The sequence below is a fragment of the Streptomyces thermoalcalitolerans genome (genome assembly GCF_039525155.1).
GTDB classification, from domain to species: Bacteria; Actinomycetota; Actinomycetes; order Streptomycetales; family Streptomycetaceae; genus Streptomyces; species Streptomyces thermovulgaris.
This window is the reverse complement of sequence record NZ_BAAAHG010000007.1, coordinates 1-21,524: the sequence shown is the minus strand read 5'-3', so window position 1 is coordinate 21,524 and position 21,524 is coordinate 1. Positions and strand designations below refer to the sequence as shown.

Sequence of the window (21,524 nt, the reverse complement as noted above, 5' to 3'; positions counted from 1 at the left end):
TCACAGCGCGACCACGAACGTCTCCGCGTCCCGCTGCGGCCGCGGCTTCGGCGGCTCGGCCGGATGCCCGATGGCGACCGCCCCCATCGGATCCCAGTCCTGCGGCAGCCCCAGCACCTCGCGCACCACGTCCCGGCAGAACATCGTCGAGGACACCCATGCCGAGCCGAGCCGCTCCCCGGCCAGCGCGACCAGGAAGTTCTGCACCCCGGCCCCGGCGGAGACCACGAACATCTCCCGCTCGGCACCGTCCCGCCGCTCGTCGCCGTACACATGCGCGCCGTCCATGACGAGGCACGGCACCACCAGACAGGGCGCGTTGCGCAGCACGTCCCCGCGCCGGATCCGCTTGGCGATCGCCTCCTCGCTCCTGCCGTCCCGCCGCAGGTCGGCGATCCAGGCGTCCCGCATCGCGTCCAGCAGACGCGTCCGTGTCCGCGCCGACTCCAGCAGCACGAACCGCCACGGCGTGGTGTGGTGCGGCGCGGGCGCGGTCACCGCCGCGGCCACCGCGCGCCGGACCGCGGCCGGGTCGACCGGCTCGTCGGTGAAGGACCGTACGGTGCGCCGCTGGGTCACCGCCTCCCGTACGGCCTCGGAGGTCCCGAGCCGGAACAGGTCGTCGCGCGCGTTCCGTACCAGGACCCGTGCTCCCTCTCCGTGCTCCTCGGTCACCACGTGCCCCAGCCCGCGCACCACGGCGACGGGCAGCTTGGCGGCCTTGCCCTTGACCAGGTCGCCCGCGGCGGCGAGTTCGTCGGCGGTGGCGACGACGGTGGCGCTCAGCGGATTGCCGTGCGCGTCCGTGCCGCCCCGCAGGTCGTTCAGCGCGCGGACGCCCGCGGCGCCGATGGCGACGTCCGTGAGCCCGGTGCGCCAGGGCCGCCCGAAGGTGTCGGTGACGATCACCCCGACCGTGACACCGAGGAGGGCGCGCAGGCCGTCCCGGATCGCGCGCGCGGAGGCGTCCGGATCCTCGGGCAGCAGCAGCACCGTGCCGGGGGGAGTGTTGGAGGAGTCGACTCCGGCGGCGGCCATGACCAGCCCCTGCCGGTTCTCCACGATCCGCAGCGGCCCGCGCCGGGCCACGACCCGTACGGTCTCCGCGTCGATCGCGGCCTCCCGGTCGGCCGCCTCGACGATCCGGCCCTCCGCCTTGGAGACGATCTTCGAGGTGACGAGGAGCACGTCCCCGTCGGCCAGGGCGGGCTCCGCGGCGGCGATCAGCTTCGCCAGGTCGTCGCCCGGCCGCACCTCGGGGATCCCGGCCACCGCCCAGATCCGCAACGCCGGCGCGGACGCGTCCGTCCGCGCGGGCGCCGTCGCCTCGCTCATGCTTCCCGTACCTCCTCGGCCAGTGCCAGCGCCTCCCGCGCCATCGCGGCGGCGGCCTCGACGTCGGTCATCATCAGCGGCACCGCCCGGCACCGGATGCCGGCCGCCTCGACCCGCTCCACCGAGGCCGCGTCGACGGTGTCGACGAGCCAGCCGTCCAGCAGCTCCGCGCCGTAGTGCTCGGCCACCGCGGCGGCCGTGGCCTCCACACCGATCGCCGCCAGGACCTTGTCGGCCATGCCGCGCACGGGCGCGTCGCCGACGATGGGGGACAGACCGACCACCGGCACCCCGGCGCCGGCGACGGCCTCCCGGATGCCGGGCACCGCGAGGATCGTGCCGATGGAGACGACGGGGTTGGACGGCGGGAAGAGGATCACGTCCGCCTCGGCGATCGCCTCCAGCACCCCGGGAGCCGGCTTCGCCTGGTCCGCGCCGATGGGGACGACCGCCCGGGCCGGCACTGACGCCCGCAGCCGCACCCAGTACTCCTGGAAGTGCACGGCCTTGCGCTCACCGTCCAGTTCGACGACGACATGCGTCTCCACACGGTCGTCGGTCATGGGGATGAGCCGCACCCCCGGCTTCCACCGGTCGCACAGCGCCTCGGTGACCGCGCTCAGCGGATATCCGGCGCCGATCATCTGGGTGCGCACGATGTGCGTGGCGAAGTCCCGGTCGCCGAGAGTGAACCAGTCCGGGCCCACGCCGTACGCCGCGAGCTCCTCTTTGAGATGGAAGGTCTCGTCGGCCCGGCCCCAGCCCTGCTCCTCGTTGATGCCGCCGCCGAGCGTGTACATCACCGTGTCCAGGTCCGGGCAGACCTTCAGCCCGAAGAGGTGGATGTCGTCGCCGGTGTTGCCGATGACCGTGACGTCCGCGTCCGGCACGGCTCGCTTCAGACCGCGCAGGAACCGGGCACCACCGATGCCGCCTGCCAGAACCACAATCCGCATGGAGGCAAGTCTTGCAGGCGGGACGGACAGGGCGTTGCGCGGTCGTCGCCGCGGCACCCGCCGGACAAGGCCTTCCGGTGCGGGCGGATCCCGGGCGGTCTCAGGCGCCGACGGCGTCCACCGGACCGGTGCAGGCCCCGGTGTGACCGGCGGCGGTGCGGATGTTCCCGGTGGAGGACCGGGGGTGCATGGGCATCTCGGTCAGGCCGGGGAAGTACACGTGCAGGCTGACCGCCGGCTCCAGCGTGGTGTTGACGACCTCGTGCGTGTACCCCGGCGCGAACACGCGTTGCGCGCCGGCGCCCAACGCGCGTGTGCCGCGCTCGGTGCGCTCGGTCAGCTCGCCGTCCAGAACCGTGAGCACCCCGGAGGAGGGGCCGTGGTCGTGCAGTCCGCTGCCCTGCCCGGGCACCCAGGACAGCAGCCACACCTCGTACCCCGGGCCGGTGCGCAGCCGGTGGTACCAGCGGGTCGTCGCGTCGTAGCGGACAAGAGGCTCCCAGTGGGCGCGGTCGGCGGCGATGGAGCGGGCCAGACCGACGAACTCGGCCACGGTGGACGGGTGCTCGCGCGGGGGCTGGAGCAGATGCGGGACCTCGAGGATGTCGCCGGCGATCTGAAGGTCGTTGTCGCTGTTCATGAGCGTGGGGGCCTCGGTGAAGGTGAAGAGGAACGGCGCAGAAGAACAGGGAGAAAGAGGAGAGGGAAGGAGAGAGAAGGAGCGGGAAGGGAGGTCGAAGGACCTGAGGGAACGGACGCCGGACGCAGAGGGGCCCGGCGACGGCCGGAGCAGGCGTGCGCGTGGACGCTCAGCGCGGGCTCAACAGCCGGAACAGCAACAGCGACAACGACAGCCGCAGCGAACGTGGGCAGCACCGAGGGACCCGGCGGCGCGGGTCAGGACGAGTGCCAAGTTCGCAAGCATGCCCAACAGGACAGCGGTTCACACCCTCACTGTCAACTTGGCGCCCGGAATGTGGGACACGGTTCACCTCATCCGGTTCATCTCACAGAGGAAAGGTTTGCTCATGGCCCGGCCGGGACACATGGCGCACATGCCGGGCACGCGAACGCCGTTGCGATCCTGTGATCTCATCGTGATCCGGCTCGCTTCGGCGCGTGTGTCGGAACGAGAGCGACGCCACGCGCGTCCTCCTCTGTGCGGGCTCCGTACAGAGGTGCGAAGCCCGTGAGACCCCGGCCATGTGTCTGGGTTTAAGTTGATTTGAACACTTTCTCGGCGGGCTTGGTTCCGGAGAGTGAATAAGGGGCTCAATAGCAGATCTCGGCTTGACTCGCCCGGAGCAGCACACTTGTAATTTCACTCGTGTCGTTCAGCCGGGAAAGGTAACGGCTACATCACGGGGACGCGAAAAGACAGACGAGGGGCGCACATGACCGAGCTGGTGCAGCAACTGCTGGTCGACGACGCGGGCGAGGAACTCGGCTGGCAGGAGCGCGCGCTGTGCGCCCAGACCGACCCCGAGTCCTTCTTCCCCGAGAAGGGCGGCTCCACCCGCGAGGCCAAGAAGGTCTGCCTCGCCTGCGAGGTGCGCTCCGAATGCCTCGAGTACGCCCTCGCCAACGACGAGCGCTTCGGCATCTGGGGCGGCCTGTCCGAGCGCGAGCGGCGTCGGCTGAAGAAGGCGGCCGTCTGACCGCACGTTTCGCGCACATCCCCTGCATACGTCACGAATGGCCCGTCGCCGGTGGGTTGTCCACAGGCGGCGGGCCGTCGTTCTGGCCAGCCGATAGTGTGGACGCTCGTCCAAGGCGCCCCTGCCCCACCGGGCACAGGCGTCCACCGCAGTCCACCGAACCGGGGCCGTATCTCGATGTCCGTGCACAGCCATACGGCAGCCCATGACGACGTCGCTGCCGCAGCGCCGTCCGACCCCGCGCGCGCGACGGCATCCGACCCGAGCCGCGCACCGGAATACCCGCGGCATGTCGTCACCGCTGTCCTCGTCTCCCACGATGGCGCCCGCTGGCTGCCCGACGCCCTCGCCGGCCTGCTCGGCCAGGAGCGCCCCGTGCAGTACGCCGTGGCGGCCGACACCGGCAGCGCGGACGACTCCGCGCAGCTGGTCACCGACGCCCTCGGCGACGACTGCGTCGTGCACCTGGCCCGGCGCACCGGCTTCGGCCAGGCCGTCGAGGAGGCCGTCCACATCGCCCCGGTCCTCACCCCGGACGACCTGCCGTACCTCAAGCGCCCCAGCAGCTGGGACCCCGCCACGCGCACCTGGCGCGACGACGCCTACGACCTGCCCGAACTGCCGTACGGAGAACCGGTCCAGTGGCTGTGGCTGCTGCACGACGACTGCGCTCCCGAACCCGACGCCCTGGCCCAGCTGCTGAGGGTCGTCGACCACGAGTACGAACTCGGCCGTGACGACGTGGCGATCGTCGGCCCCAAACTGCGCGGCTGGTACGACCGCAGGCAGCTGCTCGAAGTGGGCGTCAGCATCGCCAATTCCGGCCGCCGTTGGACCGGCCTGGACCGCCGGGAGCAGGACCAGGGCCAGCACGATCACGTACGGCCCGTGCTGTCGGTGTCCACCGCCGGAATGCTGATCAGGCGTGACATCTTCGAGGAGCTGGGCGGGTTCGACCCCCGGCTGCCCCTGATGCGCGACGACGTCGACCTGTGCTGGCGCGCCAACGCCGCCGGTTACCGCGTCCTGGTCGCCCCCGACGCCGTCGTACGGCACGCCGAGGCCGCCTCCCGCGAGCGCCGCACCGTCGACTGCGTCGGCCGCACCGCCGCGTCCCCGCACAAGGTGGACAAGGCCGGCGCCGTCTACACCCTGCTGGTCAACACCCGTACGGCAGCGCTGCCTTGGGTGCTGCTGAGGCTGGTGCTGGGCACCCTGCTGCGGACCCTCGCCTACATCGTCGGCAAGGTGCCGGGTCAGGCCGTCGACGAGATCCGCGGTCTGATGGGCGTCCTCCTGCGGCCCGAACGGATCGTCGCGGGCCGGCGCAGACGCGGAAAGCCGCTGGTCGACAAGGGCGAGATGCGGCCGCTGTTCCCGCCGCCGGGCGCCACCCTCCGCGTCACCTTCGAACAGATCGCGAGCAACTTCGTCGGCCGCTCCGACCCCGAGGTCTCCTCGGTCGGCCGGCACGGCGGCGCGCTCGAGTCCGGGCCCGGCGGCGAGGACGCCGAGTACCTGGAGGTCGAGCAGTTCGCCCGCCTCAAGCGCATCGCCCGCAAGCCCGGCCCGGTGCTCTTCCTGCTGCTGCTGACCGTCTCCCTGGTCGCCTGCCGCGGCCTGTTCGGCATCGGCGCGCTCGCGGGCGGCGCCCTGCTGCCCGCTCCGGCCGACTCCTCCGAGCTGTGGTCGCGCTACCTCGACTCCTGGCACCCGGTCGGGGTCGGCGGCACCTCGTCCGCGCCGCCCTACCTGGCGATGGTCGCGCTGCTGTCCTCCCTGCTGCTGGGCTCGACCGGCCTCGCGGTCACCCTTCTGCTGGTCGCCTCGGTGCCGCTGGCCGGGATCACGGCGTACTTCGCCTCCCGCCCGCTCGTCCCCTCGCGTCTGCTGCGCGCCTGGGCGGCCGTCGTCTACGCCTTCCTGCCCGCGACCACCGGCGCGCTGGCCGGCGGCCGTATCGGCACCGCGGTCCTGGCCGTGCTGCTGCCGCTCATCGCCCGCGCCGGCGTCGCGGCCGGCGGCCTGGCCGACCCGTCCGGCGCCCGCGGCAGCTGGCGCGCCACCTGGGCGTACGCGCTGCTGCTGACCATCGCCACCGCGTTCACGCCCATCGTGTGGCCCCTCGCGCTCGTCCTCGGCCTCGGCGTGCTGGCCGTGCACCGCGGCGACATCGTCGCGTACGCACTGCGCTTCCTGGCCCAGCTGGGCACCCCGCTGCTGGTCCTCGCCCCCTGGTCGCTGACGCTGCTGCCGTTCGGCTTCTTCCAGGAGGCCGGACTGGAGTACGGCCCCTCGGCCGCCTCCGCCCTCGACCTGCTCGGTGCCGGTCCGGGCGGACCCGGCACGATGCACGGGCTGATGCTCATCGGCATCGTCCTGGCCGCGCTGGCCGCCCTGCTGCGCGCCGAGCGGCGCTTCGCGATCTGGACGGCGTGGACGGCCGCCCTGGTGGCCCTCGTCTTCGCGGTGCTGTCCAACGGCTCCACCTGGGCCGGCCCGGCCACCCTCGTCTACGGCCTCGCGCTCCTGGCCGCCGCCGTGCTCGGTGCCGACGGGGCACGCGCACGCGTGGCCGAACAGAGCTTCGGCTGGCGTCAGCCGGTCGCCGCGCTGATCGCCTTCGCCTCGGCCGCGGGCCCCCTGCTCGTCCTCACCGGCTGGATGATCCGCGGCGCCGACGGCCCCCTTCAGCGGCGCGACCCCGTGCAGGTACCCGCGTTCGTCGCCGAGGAGGGCAACACCAGCGACCAGGTCCGCACCCTGGTCCTCGACAGCGACTCGCCCGGCCGCGTCGGCTACATGCTCGTCCGCGGCTCCGGCGCCCGCATGGGCGATGCCGAACTGGCCGTGGCGAACGGCAGGAACAACGCCCTCGACAAGGTCGTCGCCAACCTCGTCGCGGGCTCCGGTGCCGACCAGACCGACCAGCTCGGCGGCTTCGCCGTGCGCTACGTTCTCGTCCGCAAGGGCGCGCCCCGCGAGGTCAGCCGTGTCCTGGACGCCACGCCCGGCCTGACCCGGCTCAGCCAGCAGGACGGCAGCGCCCTGTGGCGGGTGAACCGGGAGGTGTCGCGCGCCGTCATCGTGTCCGGCTCCGGTGCCGCCCGGCCGGTCGCCGCCGGACCGGTCGAGATCCACACCACGATCCCGCCCGGGACCGAGGGCCGGGTGCTGCGCCTGGCCGACTCGGCCGACGAGGGCTGGACGGCCACCCTGGACGGAAAGCCGCTCACCCGCACGACGGTGGACGGCTGGGCCCAGGGCTTCCGGCTCCCCGCCTCCGGCGGAAAGCTGGACGTCACCTTCGACGCCCCGATCGGCCACACCGCCTGGCTGTGGACGCAGGGCGCGCTCGCCACCGTCCTCGTCGTGCTCGCCCTGCCCGGCCGGCGCCGTGACATCGACGACGACCTGCCCGAGGAGGAGCCCGTCCCCGCCCATGCCGCCGGGGAGGGCCGCCGGGCCCGCCGGCTGCGTGCCCAGGCGGAGGCCGAGGCGGCCGGCCAGGAGGGACGCGAGGAGCAGGAGGAGCAGGAGGGCTTCGCACCGGGACCGGACGGGCCGGACACCCTGCCCCCCTCTTTCCCGCCTTCCCCGGAGGCGCCCTTTTCTCCGGAGGTCTCTCCGGGGGGGACTCCCGCCGCCGTTCCGCACCAGCAGTCCCACCAGCAGTCCTACGACGAGTGGGACGGCACCGCCTACACGGGGGCCGGATCCGAGTACGGCGCCTACGGCGGCGACCCCTACCAGGGCGCCCAGCCCCAGCAGTACCCGGCGGGCGCCTACGGCCAGGCATACCCGGCCGACCCGTACCACGGCGGCCAGTACGACCCGTACGCGTACGGAGGCCAGGCCCCCTCGGCGCCGTACGACCAGGCGTACCACCAGGGGTACGAGGAGCCGTACCCCCCGGCCCAGCACCCCCAGCACGGCAACGGCAGTGAGCGCCCCCACGGGAGCCAGCAGTGAACCGCACGACCCTGTCCCTGATCACCGGTGTGACCGCACTCGCCGCCGTCACCGGATTCGCCGCGCTGAACCCGCCGGACACCCCGGGCACCGGTTCCGTCGAGGCGGCCGCCCAGCTGCCCGTCGAGCGCACGACCCTGATCTGTCCGACGCCGAGCAGCTCCGACGTCGCCGACACCTCGTACACGTCCTTCACCCCCGTGACCCAGGGCGCGGGCAGCACGGGCAAGGCCCAACTCCGGCCCGCCACCGGGAAGTCGGCGGACGGCGACGGGAAGGACGGCTCCGAGGACGAGGGCGCGGAGAACGAGGAGAACAAAGAGAGCGGGGAAAACGGGGAGAACGGGAACGGCGGGAACGAGGACAAGGACAAGGACGGCGGTGACGGCAAGCAGGCCGTCAAACCCGTCCTGGAGCCCAAGGAGCCCGGCAGTCCCGCCACCGGCGACACCTCCGGCGCGGACGCCCCCGCGCTGATCGGCACGGCCGAGGGCAAGTTCGCGCCCGGCTGGACGATGCAGCAGACCACCGAGGTCGCCGTGGGCGCCGGCCGCGGTCTGCTGGGCATCAACTGCACAGCTCCGGACACCCAGTTCTGGTTCCCGGGCGCGAGCACGGCCTCCGGCCGCTCCGACTACGTCCATCTGACCAACCCCGACGACTCCGCTGCCGTCGTCGACATCGAGCTGTACGGCAAGGACGGTGCCGTGACGTCGGACGCCGGTGAGGGCATCACCGTTCCGCCGTACTCCAGCGAGCCGGTCCTGCTGTCCACGCTCACCGACGCCCCGCAGGAGGACCTCACCGTGCATGTGAGCGTGCGCAGCGGCCGGGTCGGCGCGGCCGTGCAGGCCCTCGACGACACCCTGGGCGGCGACTGGCTGACGGCGTCCGCGGACCCGGCGAGCAGCCTGGTGCTGCCGGGCATCCCCAAGGACGCCACGTCCGTACGGCTGGTCGTCTTCACCCCGGGGGACTCCGACGCCGACCTGAAGGTGCAGCTGTCCACGCCGTCCGGGCTGATCACGCCCGCCGGGAACGAGACGGTCCGCGTCAAGGCCCGGGCGACGACCGCCGTCGATCTCGGTGCGATCACACGCGGGGAGGCGGGCTCGCTGGTGCTCACGCCGACCTCGCGGTCGGTGCCCGTGGTCGCGGCGCTGCGGGTCGTCCGGGGCGAGGGCGACAAGCAGGAGACGGCGTTCATCCCGGCGACGAGGCCGCTGGAGCGGCGCGCGACCTCGGCCGACAACAGGGCCAAGGGTTCGACGCTTTCGCTGACCGCCCCCATGGCCGCCGCACGGGTCAAGGTCACCGCGTCGGCGGGCAGCGAGGGCGGCACACCGGCGTCGGAGACCTACACGATCAAGGCAGGCAGCACCCGGGACATCGTCCCGCCGGTGCCGTCCGGCCTGAAGGGACCGTACGCCCTGACGGTGGAGCGCCTGTCCGGCGGCCCGGTCCACGCGGCGCGCACCCTCGAGGCGACGGCCCAGGGCGTCCCCGCGTTCACGATCCAGACGCTGCCGGACGACCGGGGGACCGTCGCGGTGCCGCGGGCGGACCAGGACCTGTCGGTGCTGCAGAAGTGAGGCAGGAGCCCCGGGAAGTGAAGCAGGAGCCCCGGGCAGTGCCCGGGGCTCAGTCCTCCCCGTACCGGGGATCCACCGTCTCCGGGGTCAGCCCCAGCAGCTCGGCCACCTGCTCGACGACGATCTCGTGCACCAGGGCGGCCCGCTCGTCGCGCCCCTTGGTGCGGATCTCCACCGGCCGCCGGTAGACCACCACACGGGCACGCCGTCCGTCCCGCGGGGCGATCGTGCCTCCGAGCGGCACCGCCTCGTCGCTCCAGGGCTGCCCCGGCTGGTCCAGCCGGGGCACCTCCAGCACGAGGAAATCGATGTCGGCCAGCTGCGGCCACCGTCGCTCCAGGCGGTCCACGGAGTCCTGCACCAGGTCCGCGAATGCTTCGGCACGGCTCGCCGCGAGCGGCACCTGCGGCGGTGCGATCGGGCCGCGCATTCCACGGCCGTGGCGATCACGTCGTCGAGGCCCGGGGCCGGTGGCCCGGGGCGGCACACGGTTGTCCATCACTGCTGAAGGGTAGTCCCCGGTGTCCGCGGGCGCCCGGCCTTGACGGCCTGTCGTCCGGTGCCCGCTCCGGCCGGGAGTCGGACTCGATTCCGTATCTCTCCAGGATCGCTCTGGAGTCGTCGGCCTCAAGGCAATGGGCGGCCTTTGTGTCCGGTTGTGACCGAAGTCGGGGGTGTTCGATCGCTCGACAGGGCATCCGTGCAGGTCAGCGAAGCGTGACAGAAGGGGTGTGCGGGACTTTTCGTCCGGCGACACGGTGCAACGACCTGATGGAGAGTCGTCGCGGCCCGCTCAAGAGTGCGGTACCGTCCAACATCGTGAGCTCTGTACGTCGTTGTTCGCGCACCGCTTGCGGCCGGCCTGCCGTAGCGACGCTGACGTACGTCTACGCCGACTCCACCGCCGTCCTCGGCCCGCTCGCCACCTACGCCGAACCTCACTGCTACGACCTGTGCGCCGAGCACTCCGAGCGCCTCACCGCGCCCCGTGGCTGGGAGGTCGTCCGCCTTCTCGACGGCTCGGCTCCCGCCCGGCCCAGCGGCGACGATCTGGAGGCACTCGCCAATGCCGTGCGCGAGGCGGCCAGGCCCCAGAAGCGGGCGGCCGAGGCCGGTGGCGGCGGTCCGCGCACGGTGGACGCGATGGAGGTCGCGCGCCGCGGCCACTTGCGCGTGCTCCGCTCGCCGGACAACTGATCACCGGCGACTGATCACCGGACGAGCGATCGCCGGACGAGCGATCGCCGGACGACCGACCGCCGGGCAGCCGCGAGTCCTCGCGCCCGGCCGTTCGCCGCGCCGCCCGTCGCCGTGCCCGCGCACGCGCCTGTGCCACGCCGGGCGTACGCCTGTGCCACGACGCGTATGCGGCGTATTCGGCCACCGGCTCCACCACGGTCGGCAGGCACCGGTTAGCTTGTGGTGACCGATAGGACTCCGGGAGGGTGGGCCGTGGCTGCTGATCTGTCGCAGATCGTGAAGGCGTACGACGTGCGCGGAGTGGTCCCGGACCAGTGGGACGAGTCACTGGCCGAGCTCTTCGGCGCGGCCTTCGCCCAGGTGACCGGCGCGAGCGCCCTGGTGACCGGGCATGACATGCGGCCCTCCTCGCCCGGCCTGGCCCGGGCCTTCGCACGCGGGGCGGCACAGCGCGGCGCGGACGTCACCGAGATCGGGCTGTGCTCCACGGACCAGCTGTACTACGCCTCGGGCGCCCTGGGGCTGCCGGGCGCGATGTTCACCGCTTCCCACAACCCCGCCCAGTACAACGGCATCAAGATGTGCCGCGCGGGCGCCGCTCCCATCAGCCAGGACTCGGGCCTGGCGGAGATCCGCGAACTGGTCGGGAAGTGGCAGGAGTCGGGCGCCCCGGAGCCCGTGGACCGGCCGGGGACGATCACGCGGCGCGACATCCTGGACGACTACGCGGCCCATCTGCGCTCCCTCGTCGACCTGACCTCCCTCCGCCCCCTGAAGGTCGTCGTCGACGCGGGCAACGGCATGGGCGGCCACACCGTCCCGACCGTCCTCGCCGGCCTGCCCGTCGACCTCGTGCCGATGTACTTCGAACTGGACGGCACCTTCCCCAACCACGAGGCCAACCCGCTGGACCCGGCCAACCTCGTCGACCTGCAGAACCGGGTGCGCGCCGAGGGCGCCGACCTCGGCCTCGCCTTCGACGGCGACGCCGACCGCTGCTTCGTCGTCGACGAGCGCGGCGAGCCGGTCTCCCCGTCGGCGATCACCGCGCTGGTCGCCGCCCGCGAGCTGGCCAGGAACGGCGGCAAGGGCGTGATCATCCACAACCTCATCACCTCCTGGTCGGTCCCGGAAGTGGTGAGGGAGCACGGCGGCACGCCCGTCCGCACACGCGTGGGCCACTCCTTCATCAAGGCCGAGATGGCGCGGACGGGCGCGATCTTCGGCGGCGAGCACTCCGCGCACTACTACTTCAAGGACTTCTGGTACGCCGACACGGGCATGCTGGCCGCTCTGCACGTCCTCGCGGCCCTGGGCGGCCAGGACGGCCCCCTGTCGTCGCTCGTGGCCCAGTACGACCGCTACGTCGGCTCCGGCGAGATCAACTCCACGGTCGAGGACCAGACGGCCCGCCTCGCCGCCGTCAAGGCGGCGTACGCCGACCGCGACGACGTCACCCTGGACGAACTCGACGGCCTCACGGTCACCGCCGCCGACTGGTGGTTCAACGTCCGCCCCTCCAACACCGAACCGCTTCTGCGGCTGAACGCCGAGGCCCGCGACGAGGCCACGATGGCCCGGGTGAGGGACGAGGTCCTGGCCGTCATCCGCGGCTGAGGCACCGCACGGGCCGCTTTCGGCCGCCCCCGGGCGCGGCCCGGCGGTCGCCCGGCCCCGCCGTGCCGTCCCCGCCGGGGGTACCCTGACCAGGCACGACCGTACGACCGCACACACGTCCGCCGCCCCGAAGGGAACGCCCATGCCGCTCGAAGCCGGCCTTCTGGAGATCCTCGCCTGCCCGGCCTGCCACGCCCCCCTCAAGGAGCAGGACACCGAGCTGGTCTGCACCGGTCAGGACTGCGGCCTGGCGTACCCCGTGCGCGACGGCATCCCCGTCCTGCTCGTCGACGAGGCCCGCCGCCCCTGAGCACGCCCCGCCCACGGGAGGTGCACCGCCCCCGGATGGGGTACGCCGTCCCCCAACCGACGACCCGGCGTTCGGAGCCCGATCGGAGGCTGCCGCCCATGCTCGACGAATCGCTGCTCGACGACCCCGAAGGACTCGCCGAGGCCGACCGGCGCGGACTGCTCCGCGGAGCCGCCGAGGCCGGCGCCCGGGTCCGCACCGCCGCCCGGAACGCCGCCGAGGCCGGCGTGGGCGACCTCAAGCCCGACGGCCGCCCCCGTGCCATCCTGATCGCCGGACCGGGCGCCGCCGCCACCCACGCCCCCGACCTGCTCGGCACGCTCGCCGGCGCCGGCAGCCCCGTCATCCGGCTGACCCCCACCGGTGTGGCCCCGGCCGCCGGTGCCCTGCGCTGGGAGCTGCCCGGCTGGGCCGGCTCCGTCGACCTGCTGCTGATCACCACCCCGGACGGCACCGAGCCCAGCCTGTCCCTGCTCACGGAGCAGGCCTACCGGCGCGGCTGCGCGGTCGTCGCCGTGGCCCCGGCCCGCTCCCCGCTCGCCGAGGCCGTCCGGGCCGCCCGCGGTCTGTTCGTACCGATGGCGACGGCCCCGTACGACCACGACGAACCCCTCGCCGGATCCGCCCCCGGCGTGCTGTGGGCACTGCTCACCCCGCTGCTCGCCCTCCTGGACCGCGTGGGCCTGCTGACCGCCCCGCCCGACGTCCTGGAGAAGACCGCCGACCGGCTGGACCAGGTCGCGGAGCGCTGCGGACCCGCCAGCGTGACCTACCGCAACCCGGCCAAGGCGCTCGCCGCCGAACTCACCGACACCCTGCCCCTGATCTGGACCGAGGGCGTCTCCGCCGGCCCCGCCGGCCGCCGTTTCGCCGCCGGGCTCGCCGAACTCTCCGGCATCCCCGCGGTCGTCGCCGAACTGCCCGAGGCACTCGCCGCGCACAGCGCCCTGCTCGCCGGTCCCCTGGCCGCCAGCGCGGACCCGGACGACTTCTTCCGCGACCGTGTCGAGGAGCCCCCCGCCCTGCACGCGCGCGTGGTGCTGCTCCGCGACCGGCCGATCAGCGGCCTCACCGCCGCGCCGGCCGCCCGTGACCTGGCTCTCGGCCACGACACACCGATCAGCGAACTGGAACCGGAACCGGGAGACGAGCTCGAGGCCCTCGCCGAACTGATCGCCATCACGGATTTCACCGCCGTCTACCTGGCGCTCGCCTCCCGCACCTGAACGGTTCCCGATCCCCTCCCGCCGCCCGGACCCGCGAGAACCGCCGAGAACCGCAGAGAGAGACGATGGACCGCCTCGACAACACCATCCGCCCCTACGCCTGGGGCTCCACCACCGCCATACCGCACCTGCTGGGGGTCGAGCCGAGCGGCGAACCACAGGCGGAGATGTGGATGGGCGCCCACCCGGGCGCGCCCTCGCGCACCGGACGCGGCACCCTCGCGGAGGTCATCGAGGCCGACCCGGAACGGGAACTGGGCGCCAAGACGGTCGCCAGGTTCGGCCCGCGCCTGCCCTTCCTGCTCAAGATCCTCGCCGCCGGCGCCCCGCTCTCCCTCCAGGTGCACCCCGACCTCGAACAGGCCAGACAGGGCTACGCCGACGAGGAGCGCCGCGGCATCCCCCTCGACGCCCCGCACCGCAACTACAAGGACACCAACCACAAGCCGGAACTGGTGTGCGCCCTCACCGAGTTCGACGGCCTGTGCGGCTTCCGTGAGCCGAGCCGGGCCGCCGACCTGCTCGACGCCCTCGGCGTGGACTCCCTCAAGCCGTACGTCGACCTGCTGCGCACCCGCCCCGAGGACGCGGCGCTGCGCGAGGTCCTCACCGCCTTCCTCACCGCCGACCGCGAGGAGATGGCCGGCACGGTCGCCGAGGCCGCGGCCGCCTGCGCCCGCCTCGGCGGCGACCACGCCCCCTACGCCGGCATAGCCCGCCACTACCCGGACGACCCGGGCGTCCTCGCCGCGATGCTCCTCAACCACGTCCGCCTGCGGCCCGGCGAGGCACTCTTCCTCGGCGCCGGCATCCCGCACGCCTACCTCAGCGGTCTGAGCGTGGAGATCATGGCGAACTCCGACAACGTCCTGCGCTGCGGCCTGACCCCCAAGCACGTCGACGTCCCCGAACTCCTGCGCATCGTCCGCTTCGAGGCCGGCGACCCCGGCATCCTGCGCCCCGAGGCCGCCCCCGACGGCGAGGAGGTCTACGACACCCCCGTCGACGAGTTCCGCCTGTCCCGCTACGTCCTGCCCGAGGGCACCACCGGCCGCGACCTCACCCTCGGCACCCCGCAGATCCTGCTCTGCACGGCCGGCTCCGTCCGGACGGGCGAGCACGACCTGACCCCGGGACAGTCCGTCTTCGTCCCGGCAGACGAAAGGACCGAAGTGTCCGGCACCGGCACCCTCTTCCGGGCCACGGTCGTCGTCTGACCCCGCTCGCGACGACCCGATGCGCCACCGCCGGGGCATCGCGCCCTGACCGGACTGCGACAATGACCCCCTGCCCCCGCACGGGCGCAGGCCAAAGCCGGCACAAAGCCGGCACAAAGCAGCACAAGGACGACAGCGAAGGGACCACACGGGCACATGAGCGCGTCAGGCGGCACCAAAGCGATTGTGGCGGCACTCGGTGCCAACCTAGCGATCGCGGCATCGAAGTTCGTGGCGTTCGTCTTCAGCGGCTCGTCGTCGATGCTCGCCGAGGGCGTGCACTCCCTCGCCGACTCGGGCAACCAGTTCCTGCTGCTGCTCGGCGGCAAGAAGGCCCAGCGCGAGGCCACTCCGCAGCATCCGTTCGGCTACGGACGCGAGCGCTACATCTACGCCTTCCTGGTCTCCATCGTCCTGTTCACCGTCGGTGGCATGTTCGCCATCTACGAGGGCTACGAGAAGATCCTCCACCCGCACGAACTGGAGCACTGGTACTGGCCGGTGGGCGTCCTCGTCTTCGCGGTCATCGCCGAGGCCTTCTCCTTCCGTACGGCCATCAAGGAATCCAACGAGAGCCGCGGCACGCTGTCCTGGACGGAGTTCGTCCGCCGCGCCAAGGCACCCGAGCTTCCGGTCGTGCTCCTGGAGGACCTCGGCGCGCTGGTCGGTCTCGTCCTCGCTCTCGGCGGCGTCGGCCTCACCCTGCTCACCGGCGACAGTCTCTGGGACGGCATCGGCACCATCTGCATCGGTGTCCTGCTCGTCCTGATCGCCGTCGTCCTGGCCGCCGAGACCAAGTCCCTGCTGCTCGGCGAGGCCGCCGGCACCGATGTGATCCAGCAGATCGAGGCCGCCATGGTCGACGGCGACACCGTCACCCGTGTCATCCACATGCGCACGCTCCACCTCGGCCCCGAGGAGCTGCTCATCGCCGCCAAGATCGCCGTCCGGCACGACGACACGGCCGCCGACGTCGCCGCCGCCATCAACGCCGCCGAGGACCGCATCCGCACCGCCGTGCCCATCGCCCGCGTCATCTACCTGGAGCCCGACATCTACTGCGAGGCCGAGGCGGCCCGGGGCCCGGACCGCGAGGCCACCCCGGGCGGCCCGGCACCCCATCCCACCGGCCACTGAGCCCGGATTCCGTCGCGGGGCCCGCCGGTCCTTCACCGCCCGGCAGAGGCAGCCGTCCCGTCCCGCACGGCCCGTCCGCGGTGCCCGAAGGTGGCGTGAAGCATCCGGAGAGGGACGGAGGCGGACTGGGGACAGCCCGGCTCTCCGGTGTAGCTTGGGAGGGAGCCAGACGTCGCTGCTGATGGCGGTCGGGCGGTCCGGGCGATGGACCGGCCGAGGGAGAGAGGGCCTCCGACGGACTGCGCTGCGCGCATGCGGGCATGCCTGTGCCCCCTTCGGGCACCCCGTGCCCGCCGCCGCGCGGATCAGCCGTACCCACCTCGACCCAACCCGAGGAGCAGCCCGTCATGACGACTGTCGACCGCCGACAGGACTTCAAGGTCGCCGATCTGTCCCTGGCCGAGTTCGGCCGCAAGGAGATCACCCTCGCCGAGCACGAGATGCCCGGCCTGATGGCGATCCGCAAGGAGTACGCCGCCGCGCAGCCCCTGAAGGGCGCGCGCATCACCGGCTCCCTGCACATGACCGTGCAGACCGCCGTCCTGATCGAGACCCTGGTGGCCCTGGGCGCGCAGGTCCGCTGGGCCTCCTGCAACATCTTCTCCACCCAGGACCACGCGGCTGCCGCTGTCGCCGTCGGCCCGAACGGCACCCCCGACAACCCGCAGGGCGTCCCGGTCTTCGCCTGGAAGGGCGAGACGCTTCAGGAGTACTGGTGGTGCACCGAGCAGGCCCTGACCTGGCCGGACAGCCCCACCGGCGGCCCCAACATGATCCTCGACGACGGCGGCGACGCCACCCTGCTGGTGCACAAGGGCGTCGAGTACGAGAAGGCCGGCAAGGTCCCCTCGCCCGACACCGCCGAGTCGGAGGAACACCGGGTCATCCTCCAGCTGCTGACCCGCACCCTGGCCGAGAACCCCCAGAAGTGGACCCAGCTGGCCTCCGAGATCCGCGGTGTCACCGAGGAGACCACCACCGGCGTGCACCGCCTGTACGAGATGCAGCGCGAGGGCACCCTCCTCTTCCCGGCGATCAACGTCAACGACTCCGTCACCAAGTCGAAGTTCGACAACAAGTACGGCTGCCGGCACTCCCTGGTCGACGGCATCAACCGCGCCACCGACGTCCTGATCGGCGGCAAGACCGCCGTCGTCTGCGGCTACGGCGACGTGGGCAAGGGCTGCGCGGAGGCCCTGCGCGGGCAGGGAGCCCGCGTGATCATCACCGAGATCGACCCGATCTGCGCCCTGCAGGCGGCGATGGACGGCTACCAGGTCACCACCCTGGACGAGGTCGTCGAGACGGCCGACATCTTCATCACCGCCACCGGCAACCGGGACATCATCCTCGCCTCCGACATGGCGAAGATGAAGCACCAGGCGATCGTCGGCAACATCGGCCACTTCGACAACGAGATCGACATGGCCGGCCTCGCCCGGGTCCCCGGCATCGTCAAGGAAGAGATCAAGCCGCAGGTCCACGCCTGGACCTTCCCGGACGGCAAGAAGATCATCGTGCTGTCCGAGGGCCGCCTGCTGAACCTGGGCAACGCCACCGGCCACCCGTCGTTCGTGATGTCCAACTCCTTCGCGGACCAGACCCTGGCCCAGATCGAGCTGTTCACCAAGCCCGACAAGTACCCGGTCGGCGTCTACGTGCTGCCCAAGCACCTCGACGAGAAGGTCGCCCGCCTCCACCTGGACGCCCTCGGGGTGAAGCTGACCAGGCTCCGTCCCGAGCAGGCCGCGTACATCGGCGTGGACGTCGACGGCCCGTACAAGCCGGACCACTACCGCTACTGACCGCCACCGGCACGGCACCGGCGCCGGCACCACCGAGCCGCGCGCCGGCCAGGAGCGTCGAGGCAGGCCCCCGCACCCCCGTGGCGGGGGCCTGCCCCTTTCGCCGGACCCGCGGCGGACCCGCGGCCGTCCCCCCCACCGGCCGCATCGCCGAGGCGACCCGACCAGCCCCTCAGAACCCAGGACCCCCATGCCCCGCGGCCGTTATTCGCTCCACGATCCGCACGACCACACCCCCTACGCGGAAGAACACTTCCAGTGCGCCCCCGGCCCCTCCGGCTGGCGTTACCTCTCCCGGCTGACCACCCCTTCGGGCGACCACCGTGGCTCCGTCGACCTCGCCCTCGACCACCTCGGGCGTCCCATCCGCCTCGAACTCCACACGGGAAGCTGGCAGGTGCGCGGCGCCGCCCTCGACGGCGTCACCTGGGTCCGCACCGATCCCACCGGCACCCATGCCACCGAGGGCAATGCGCGCGCCCACGCCTTCACCGGCACGTCCCCCGCGTTCCTCGTCGCCACCGCCCGCCTGCTGCGTCTCACCCCCTCCGCCACGGCTCGCGTACGCCTCGTCCTCTTCACGGAACCGGTCCTCGCCCCACGCACCGTGGATCAGTCCTGGACCCTGGTGGACAGAGAAGCACACGCCACTGACAACGGCCCCCTGGTCGTGGACGAATACCAGGTCACCGCCCTGGACACCGGCGAGCAGCACACCGTGCACATCACCGGGGACGTGGTCCTGGCCGCCCCCGGCATCGAGCTCGAGGACCTTCAGTCGCCACCGTCGGTCTTCGACTCCTGAGCACGGACTCCTGAGCACGGAGAAACGCGACAAAGCGCAACAGCATGGGACGAGGTGGCGGCAGAGCGCCACGGAGGACGGGGCGACGAGGGCCGGGCCGGGCGGCTCAGGCAGGCGGCACGAACCCGGTGCTCGGACGCTCGGCCCGCTCGGTGCCGGATGCGGGAACCTCCGGACGCCTGTTGCTGCCGTACGCCGAGGACTCGGGACGGGCTCCGGCCGGATACGACGACGGCGCTGCGGCGGACGGCTGCGGCGGCGCGGAGGGCGGCTGCGTCGCGGGGGGCGACTGCGGCGCGGAGAAGCCGGGCGCGCCGGACAGAGCACCGCTCCCGTCGGCGGTGCCTTCCGCTGCCGGGCCCCTTCCGAAGGTGCGTTGGGCTTCCCGGGTCCGCCGCTCGTGCAGCACCGCCGACAGATACATGGCCGGCGGAACCCCGACCGGCGCCGGAGTTCCGGTCCGGGAGGCGAGATCAGCGGCGAGCCGCTCCGCCATGTCCTGGCCGACCTGCGGGTCCAGCTGCTGCATCCGCGTCAGGTACTGCCGGATCGCCAGCCACAGGCCATCGGGAACCGCCGACAGGTCCAGCATCGAGAAACGTCCCGCCAGCCAGGGCGGCGGCGGAGGAACGAACGCCGTCGGCGCGGCCGGTATCCGCTCCCGTACGACCAGGGTGCCCGCGAACACATCACCCAGCCGACGCCCGCGCGCCGACACCAGCGAGGCGATGCACGCGATCACGCCGAAGGTCATCAGAATCTCGATCACACCGATCGCACCGCGCACCAGCGCGTGCCGGAACCGGATCGGCCCGCCGTCGTCCCTGACCACGCGCAGCCCGCAGACCATCTTTCCGAGCGACCGCCCGTGGCTGAGCGTCTCCACGGCTATCGGTCCCCCCACCAGCACGAGCAGGAACGTCGCGATCGACAGCGCCATCCGCGCGGCCTCGTCCAGGGAAGCCGTGGCAGCGATCACCGCCGCGGTCACGGTGACATAGACCGCCCCGGTCACGAGGAGATCGAGCAGCACCGCCAGCGCCCTGCTGGGCAGCCTCGCGGGACGCAGCTCCAGCGCCACCGCCTCGCCCGTCACCAGCTCACTCACACCCGTCGTCCTTCCCCTGGACTGCCCCTGGAACGGCCAGTCTGCCAAGCTGAGGGCAACCGCGCCGCAGCGCGGCGAACCGGCACAGCCGACAGTCGCCGAACAACCAGCCGAGGAGCAGGCAGCCCCGATGGACCTGGACGTCTTCGTCTCCGCCCACCGAGCCGAGTGGGACCGCCTCGACGACCTGCTCCACCGCCGCCGCCTCACCGGCGCGGAGGTCGACGAACTCGTCGTCCTCTACCAGCGTGCGGCGACCCATCTCTCCCTGATCCAGTCCAGCGCTCCGGACCCCCAGCTGACCAGCTGGCTCAGCCAGCGCGTGGCACGCGCGCGGAGTGCCGTGACGGGAACCCGCCGTGCCTCGTGGCGAGACGTCACCCGCTTCCTGCTGGAGGGCTTCCCCGCGGCGGTCTACCGGGCCCGCTACTGGTGGGCGCCCACCGCGGTCCTCTCCACTGTCGTCGCGGCACTTCTGGGATGGTGGATCGGCGCGCACCCCGAGGTGCAGGCCGCGATCGCGGCTCCCGAGGAGCTACGGGAGCTCACCCGGCCCGGCGGCCAGTACGAGACCTACTACTCCAGCCACCCCGCGGCCTCCTTCGCCGCCCAGGTGTGGACGAACAACGCCCAGGCCGCCGCCATGTGCCTGGCCCTGGGCGTCTTCCTGGGACTGCCCGTCCTGTGGATCCTCTTCATAAACATGCTCAACCTCGGCGTTGGCATCGGTCTGATGTCCTCGGCCGGCCGGCTCGACGTGTTCCTCGGCCTGATCCTGCCGCACGGCCTGCTCGAACTGACGGCTGTCTTCGTCGCGGCCGGCACGGGACTGCGCCTCGGCTGGACGGTCATCGACCCCGGCCCCCGCCCCCGGCGCACCGCCCTCGCCCAGGAGGGCCGAGCCGCGCTGGGCATGGCGATCGGCCTGGCCCTGGTCCTCTTCGTGTCCGGCGCCATCGAAGGCTTCGTCACCCCGTCCGGCCTGCCCACCTGGGCCCGCATAGGCATGGGCGTCGTCGCCGAGCTGTCCTTCCTCGCGTATGTCTTCGTCCTCGGCGGCCGTGCGGCTCGGGCCGGTGAAACCGGGGACGTGGAGGCAGCCGGGCGAAGCGCCACCGTGCCGACGGCCGCCTGATGTGCGTGAACGTCCGCTGAGCTGCTACTCTCCTCTTCGCCGCACCGGGGCCGTTGACACGGGTCCGGTGCAGAGGTAGATTCGAACAGTTGCCTGGAGATGGACTTGATCCAAACAGGCGACCGTGAGTATCTGTCCGCTTCTGGAGATGACGACAACGTTCATCGTGAAGAAGCTCCTCCCGACACATCGGAACGGCGGCCGGTCCGACCGGCTCAAAAGTTCTGGTAAAGTCGGGGCCGCCGGAAAGGGAAGCGCGAAAGCGTGAACCTGGAAAGCGCCGAGGAAATCAGGTCGAAAAGATCTGATAGAGTCGGAAACACCGAAGGGAAGCGCCCGGAGGAAAGCCCTGTGGGGTGAGTACGAAGGAAGCGTCCGTTCCTTGAGAACTCAACAGCGTGCCAAAAGTCAACGCCAGATATGTTGATGCCCCGACACCGGGCGGGCCGGT

Annotated in this window: 17 protein-coding genes; 12 read left to right on the top strand and 5 right to left on the bottom strand. The window is 72.3% G+C overall.

Annotation, left to right across the window (positions count from 1 at the left end):
- The 3 genes from ABD224_RS06625 to ABD224_RS06615 form a co-directional block, all read right to left on the bottom strand.
- Complete coding sequence (locus tag ABD224_RS06625) at nt 1-1,335, bottom strand: coenzyme F420-0:L-glutamate ligase (protein ID WP_344047830.1); 1,335 nt, start codon at nt 1,333-1,335, stop codon at nt 1-3.
- Nucleotides 1,332-2,291 carry a 2-phospho-L-lactate transferase gene (gene cofD / locus ABD224_RS06620; protein WP_344047828.1) on the bottom strand — a complete coding sequence of 320 codons (960 nt, stop codon included), beginning with the start codon at nt 2,289-2,291 and terminating at the stop codon, nt 1,332-1,334. The genes ABD224_RS06625 and cofD overlap by 4 nt, the downstream gene beginning before the upstream one ends.
- A 100-nt stretch (nt 2,292-2,391) precedes the next feature.
- Entirely contained in the window at nt 2,392-2,931 is a 540-nt protein-coding gene (locus ABD224_RS06615; RefSeq protein WP_344047826.1) for a cysteine dioxygenase, read from the bottom strand.
- Nucleotides 2,932-3,685: 754 nt separating this feature from the next.
- Here ABD224_RS06615 and ABD224_RS06610 point away from each other — a divergent pair.
- The 3 genes from ABD224_RS06610 (at nt 3,686) to ABD224_RS06600 (ending at nt 9,513) form a co-directional block, all read left to right on the top strand.
- Complete coding sequence (locus ABD224_RS06610; protein ID WP_030792866.1) at nt 3,686-3,949, top strand: WhiB family transcriptional regulator; 264 nt, start codon at nt 3,686-3,688, stop codon at nt 3,947-3,949.
- A 177-nt stretch (nt 3,950-4,126) separates the two neighbouring features.
- Complete coding sequence (locus ABD224_RS06605; protein WP_344047818.1) at nt 4,127-7,921, top strand: glycosyltransferase family 2 protein; 3,795 nt, start codon at nt 4,127-4,129, stop codon at nt 7,919-7,921.
- On the top strand, nt 7,918-9,513 hold the full coding sequence (locus tag ABD224_RS06600; protein ID WP_344047816.1) for a DUF5719 family protein: 1,596 nt from the start codon (nt 7,918-7,920) through the stop codon (nt 9,511-9,513). Before ABD224_RS06605 ends, ABD224_RS06600 begins: the two co-directional genes overlap by 4 nt.
- A 49-nt stretch (nt 9,514-9,562) precedes the next feature.
- Here ABD224_RS06600 and ABD224_RS06595 read toward each other — a convergent pair whose 3' ends face one another.
- Nucleotides 9,563-10,012, bottom strand: a complete 450-nt coding sequence (locus ABD224_RS06595; protein WP_344048054.1) for a metallopeptidase family protein — start codon at nt 10,010-10,012, stop codon at nt 9,563-9,565.
- A gap of 272 nt (nt 10,013-10,284) precedes the next feature.
- On the opposite strand from ABD224_RS06595, the gene ABD224_RS06590 reads away from it, so the two are divergent.
- The 8 genes from ABD224_RS06590 (at nt 10,285) to ABD224_RS06555 (ending at nt 18,830) form a co-directional block, all read left to right on the top strand.
- On the top strand, nt 10,285-10,710 hold the full coding sequence (locus ABD224_RS06590) for a DUF3499 domain-containing protein (protein WP_344047813.1): 426 nt from the start codon (nt 10,285-10,287) through the stop codon (nt 10,708-10,710).
- A gap of 255 nt (nt 10,711-10,965) precedes the next feature.
- Nucleotides 10,966-12,330 carry a phosphomannomutase/phosphoglucomutase gene (locus ABD224_RS06585; protein ID WP_344047810.1) on the top strand — a complete coding sequence of 455 codons (1,365 nt, stop codon included), beginning with the start codon at nt 10,966-10,968 and terminating at the stop codon, nt 12,328-12,330.
- Between the two features lie 142 nt (nt 12,331-12,472).
- Complete coding sequence (locus tag ABD224_RS06580) at nt 12,473-12,640, top strand: Trm112 family protein (RefSeq protein WP_344047808.1); 168 nt, start codon at nt 12,473-12,475, stop codon at nt 12,638-12,640.
- A 98-nt stretch (nt 12,641-12,738) separates the two neighbouring features.
- A complete protein-coding gene (locus tag ABD224_RS06575) occupies nt 12,739-13,866 on the top strand; it encodes an SIS domain-containing protein (RefSeq protein WP_344047805.1) in 1,128 nt (375 codons plus the stop codon).
- A gap of 65 nt (nt 13,867-13,931) precedes the next feature.
- Nucleotides 13,932-15,083 (top strand): mannose-6-phosphate isomerase, class I, encoded by a 1,152-nt coding sequence (gene manA, locus ABD224_RS06570; protein WP_344047803.1) that lies wholly within the window; start codon nt 13,932-13,934, stop codon nt 15,081-15,083.
- 156 nt (nt 15,084-15,239) lie between these two features.
- Nucleotides 15,240-16,220, top strand: a complete 981-nt coding sequence (locus ABD224_RS06565; protein ID WP_344047801.1) for a cation diffusion facilitator family transporter — start codon at nt 15,240-15,242, stop codon at nt 16,218-16,220.
- Between the two features lie 347 nt (nt 16,221-16,567).
- A complete protein-coding gene (gene ahcY, locus ABD224_RS06560; RefSeq protein WP_344047799.1) occupies nt 16,568-18,025 on the top strand; it encodes an adenosylhomocysteinase in 1,458 nt (485 codons plus the stop codon).
- Between the two features lie 190 nt (nt 18,026-18,215).
- Nucleotides 18,216-18,830 (top strand): hypothetical protein, encoded by a 615-nt coding sequence (locus tag ABD224_RS06555; RefSeq protein WP_344047797.1) that lies wholly within the window; start codon nt 18,216-18,218, stop codon nt 18,828-18,830.
- 106 nt (nt 18,831-18,936) lie between these two features.
- Here the strand turns inward: ABD224_RS06555 and ABD224_RS06550 are convergent, their stop codons facing one another.
- The gene (locus ABD224_RS06550) at nt 18,937-19,938 is read right to left on the bottom strand and encodes an RDD family protein (protein ID WP_344047795.1); all 1,002 of its coding nucleotides are present in this window, start codon (nt 19,936-19,938) and stop codon (nt 18,937-18,939) included.
- 130 nt (nt 19,939-20,068) lie between these two features.
- On the opposite strand from ABD224_RS06550, the gene ABD224_RS06545 reads away from it, so the two are divergent.
- Complete coding sequence (locus tag ABD224_RS06545; protein ID WP_344047793.1) at nt 20,069-21,073, top strand: stage II sporulation protein M; 1,005 nt, start codon at nt 20,069-20,071, stop codon at nt 21,071-21,073.
- Nucleotides 21,074-21,524: the final 451 nt, after the last annotated feature.

What these genes read in the sequence shown, in the direction of transcription:
- ABD224_RS06625 (WP_344047830.1), bottom strand. Translation starts at nt 1,335, where the DNA reads ATGAGCGAGGCGACGGCGCCCGCGCGGACGGACGCGTCCGCGCCGGCG.
- cofD (WP_344047828.1), bottom strand. Translation starts at nt 2,291, where the DNA reads ATGCGGATTGTGGTTCTGGCAGGCGGCATCGGTGGTGCCCGGTTCCTG.
- ABD224_RS06615 (WP_344047826.1), bottom strand. Translation starts at nt 2,931, where the DNA reads ATGAACAGCGACAACGACCTTCAGATCGCCGGCGACATCCTCGAGGTC.
- ABD224_RS06610 (WP_030792866.1), top strand. Translation starts at nt 3,686, where the DNA reads ATGACCGAGCTGGTGCAGCAACTGCTGGTCGACGACGCGGGCGAGGAA.
- ABD224_RS06605 (WP_344047818.1), top strand. Translation starts at nt 4,127, where the DNA reads ATGTCCGTGCACAGCCATACGGCAGCCCATGACGACGTCGCTGCCGCA.
- ABD224_RS06595 (WP_344048054.1), bottom strand. Translation starts at nt 10,012, where the DNA reads ATGGACAACCGTGTGCCGCCCCGGGCCACCGGCCCCGGGCCTCGACGA.
- ABD224_RS06590 (WP_344047813.1), top strand. Translation starts at nt 10,285, where the DNA reads ATGGAGAGTCGTCGCGGCCCGCTCAAGAGTGCGGTACCGTCCAACATC.
- ABD224_RS06580 (WP_344047808.1), top strand. Translation starts at nt 12,473, where the DNA reads ATGCCGCTCGAAGCCGGCCTTCTGGAGATCCTCGCCTGCCCGGCCTGC.
- ABD224_RS06575 (WP_344047805.1), top strand. Translation starts at nt 12,739, where the DNA reads ATGCTCGACGAATCGCTGCTCGACGACCCCGAAGGACTCGCCGAGGCC.
- manA (WP_344047803.1), top strand. Translation starts at nt 13,932, where the DNA reads ATGGACCGCCTCGACAACACCATCCGCCCCTACGCCTGGGGCTCCACC.
- ABD224_RS06565 (WP_344047801.1), top strand. Translation starts at nt 15,240, where the DNA reads ATGAGCGCGTCAGGCGGCACCAAAGCGATTGTGGCGGCACTCGGTGCC.
- ahcY (WP_344047799.1), top strand. Translation starts at nt 16,568, where the DNA reads ATGACGACTGTCGACCGCCGACAGGACTTCAAGGTCGCCGATCTGTCC.
- ABD224_RS06555 (WP_344047797.1), top strand. Translation starts at nt 18,216, where the DNA reads ATGCCCCGCGGCCGTTATTCGCTCCACGATCCGCACGACCACACCCCC.
- ABD224_RS06545 (WP_344047793.1), top strand. Translation starts at nt 20,069, where the DNA reads ATGGACCTGGACGTCTTCGTCTCCGCCCACCGAGCCGAGTGGGACCGC.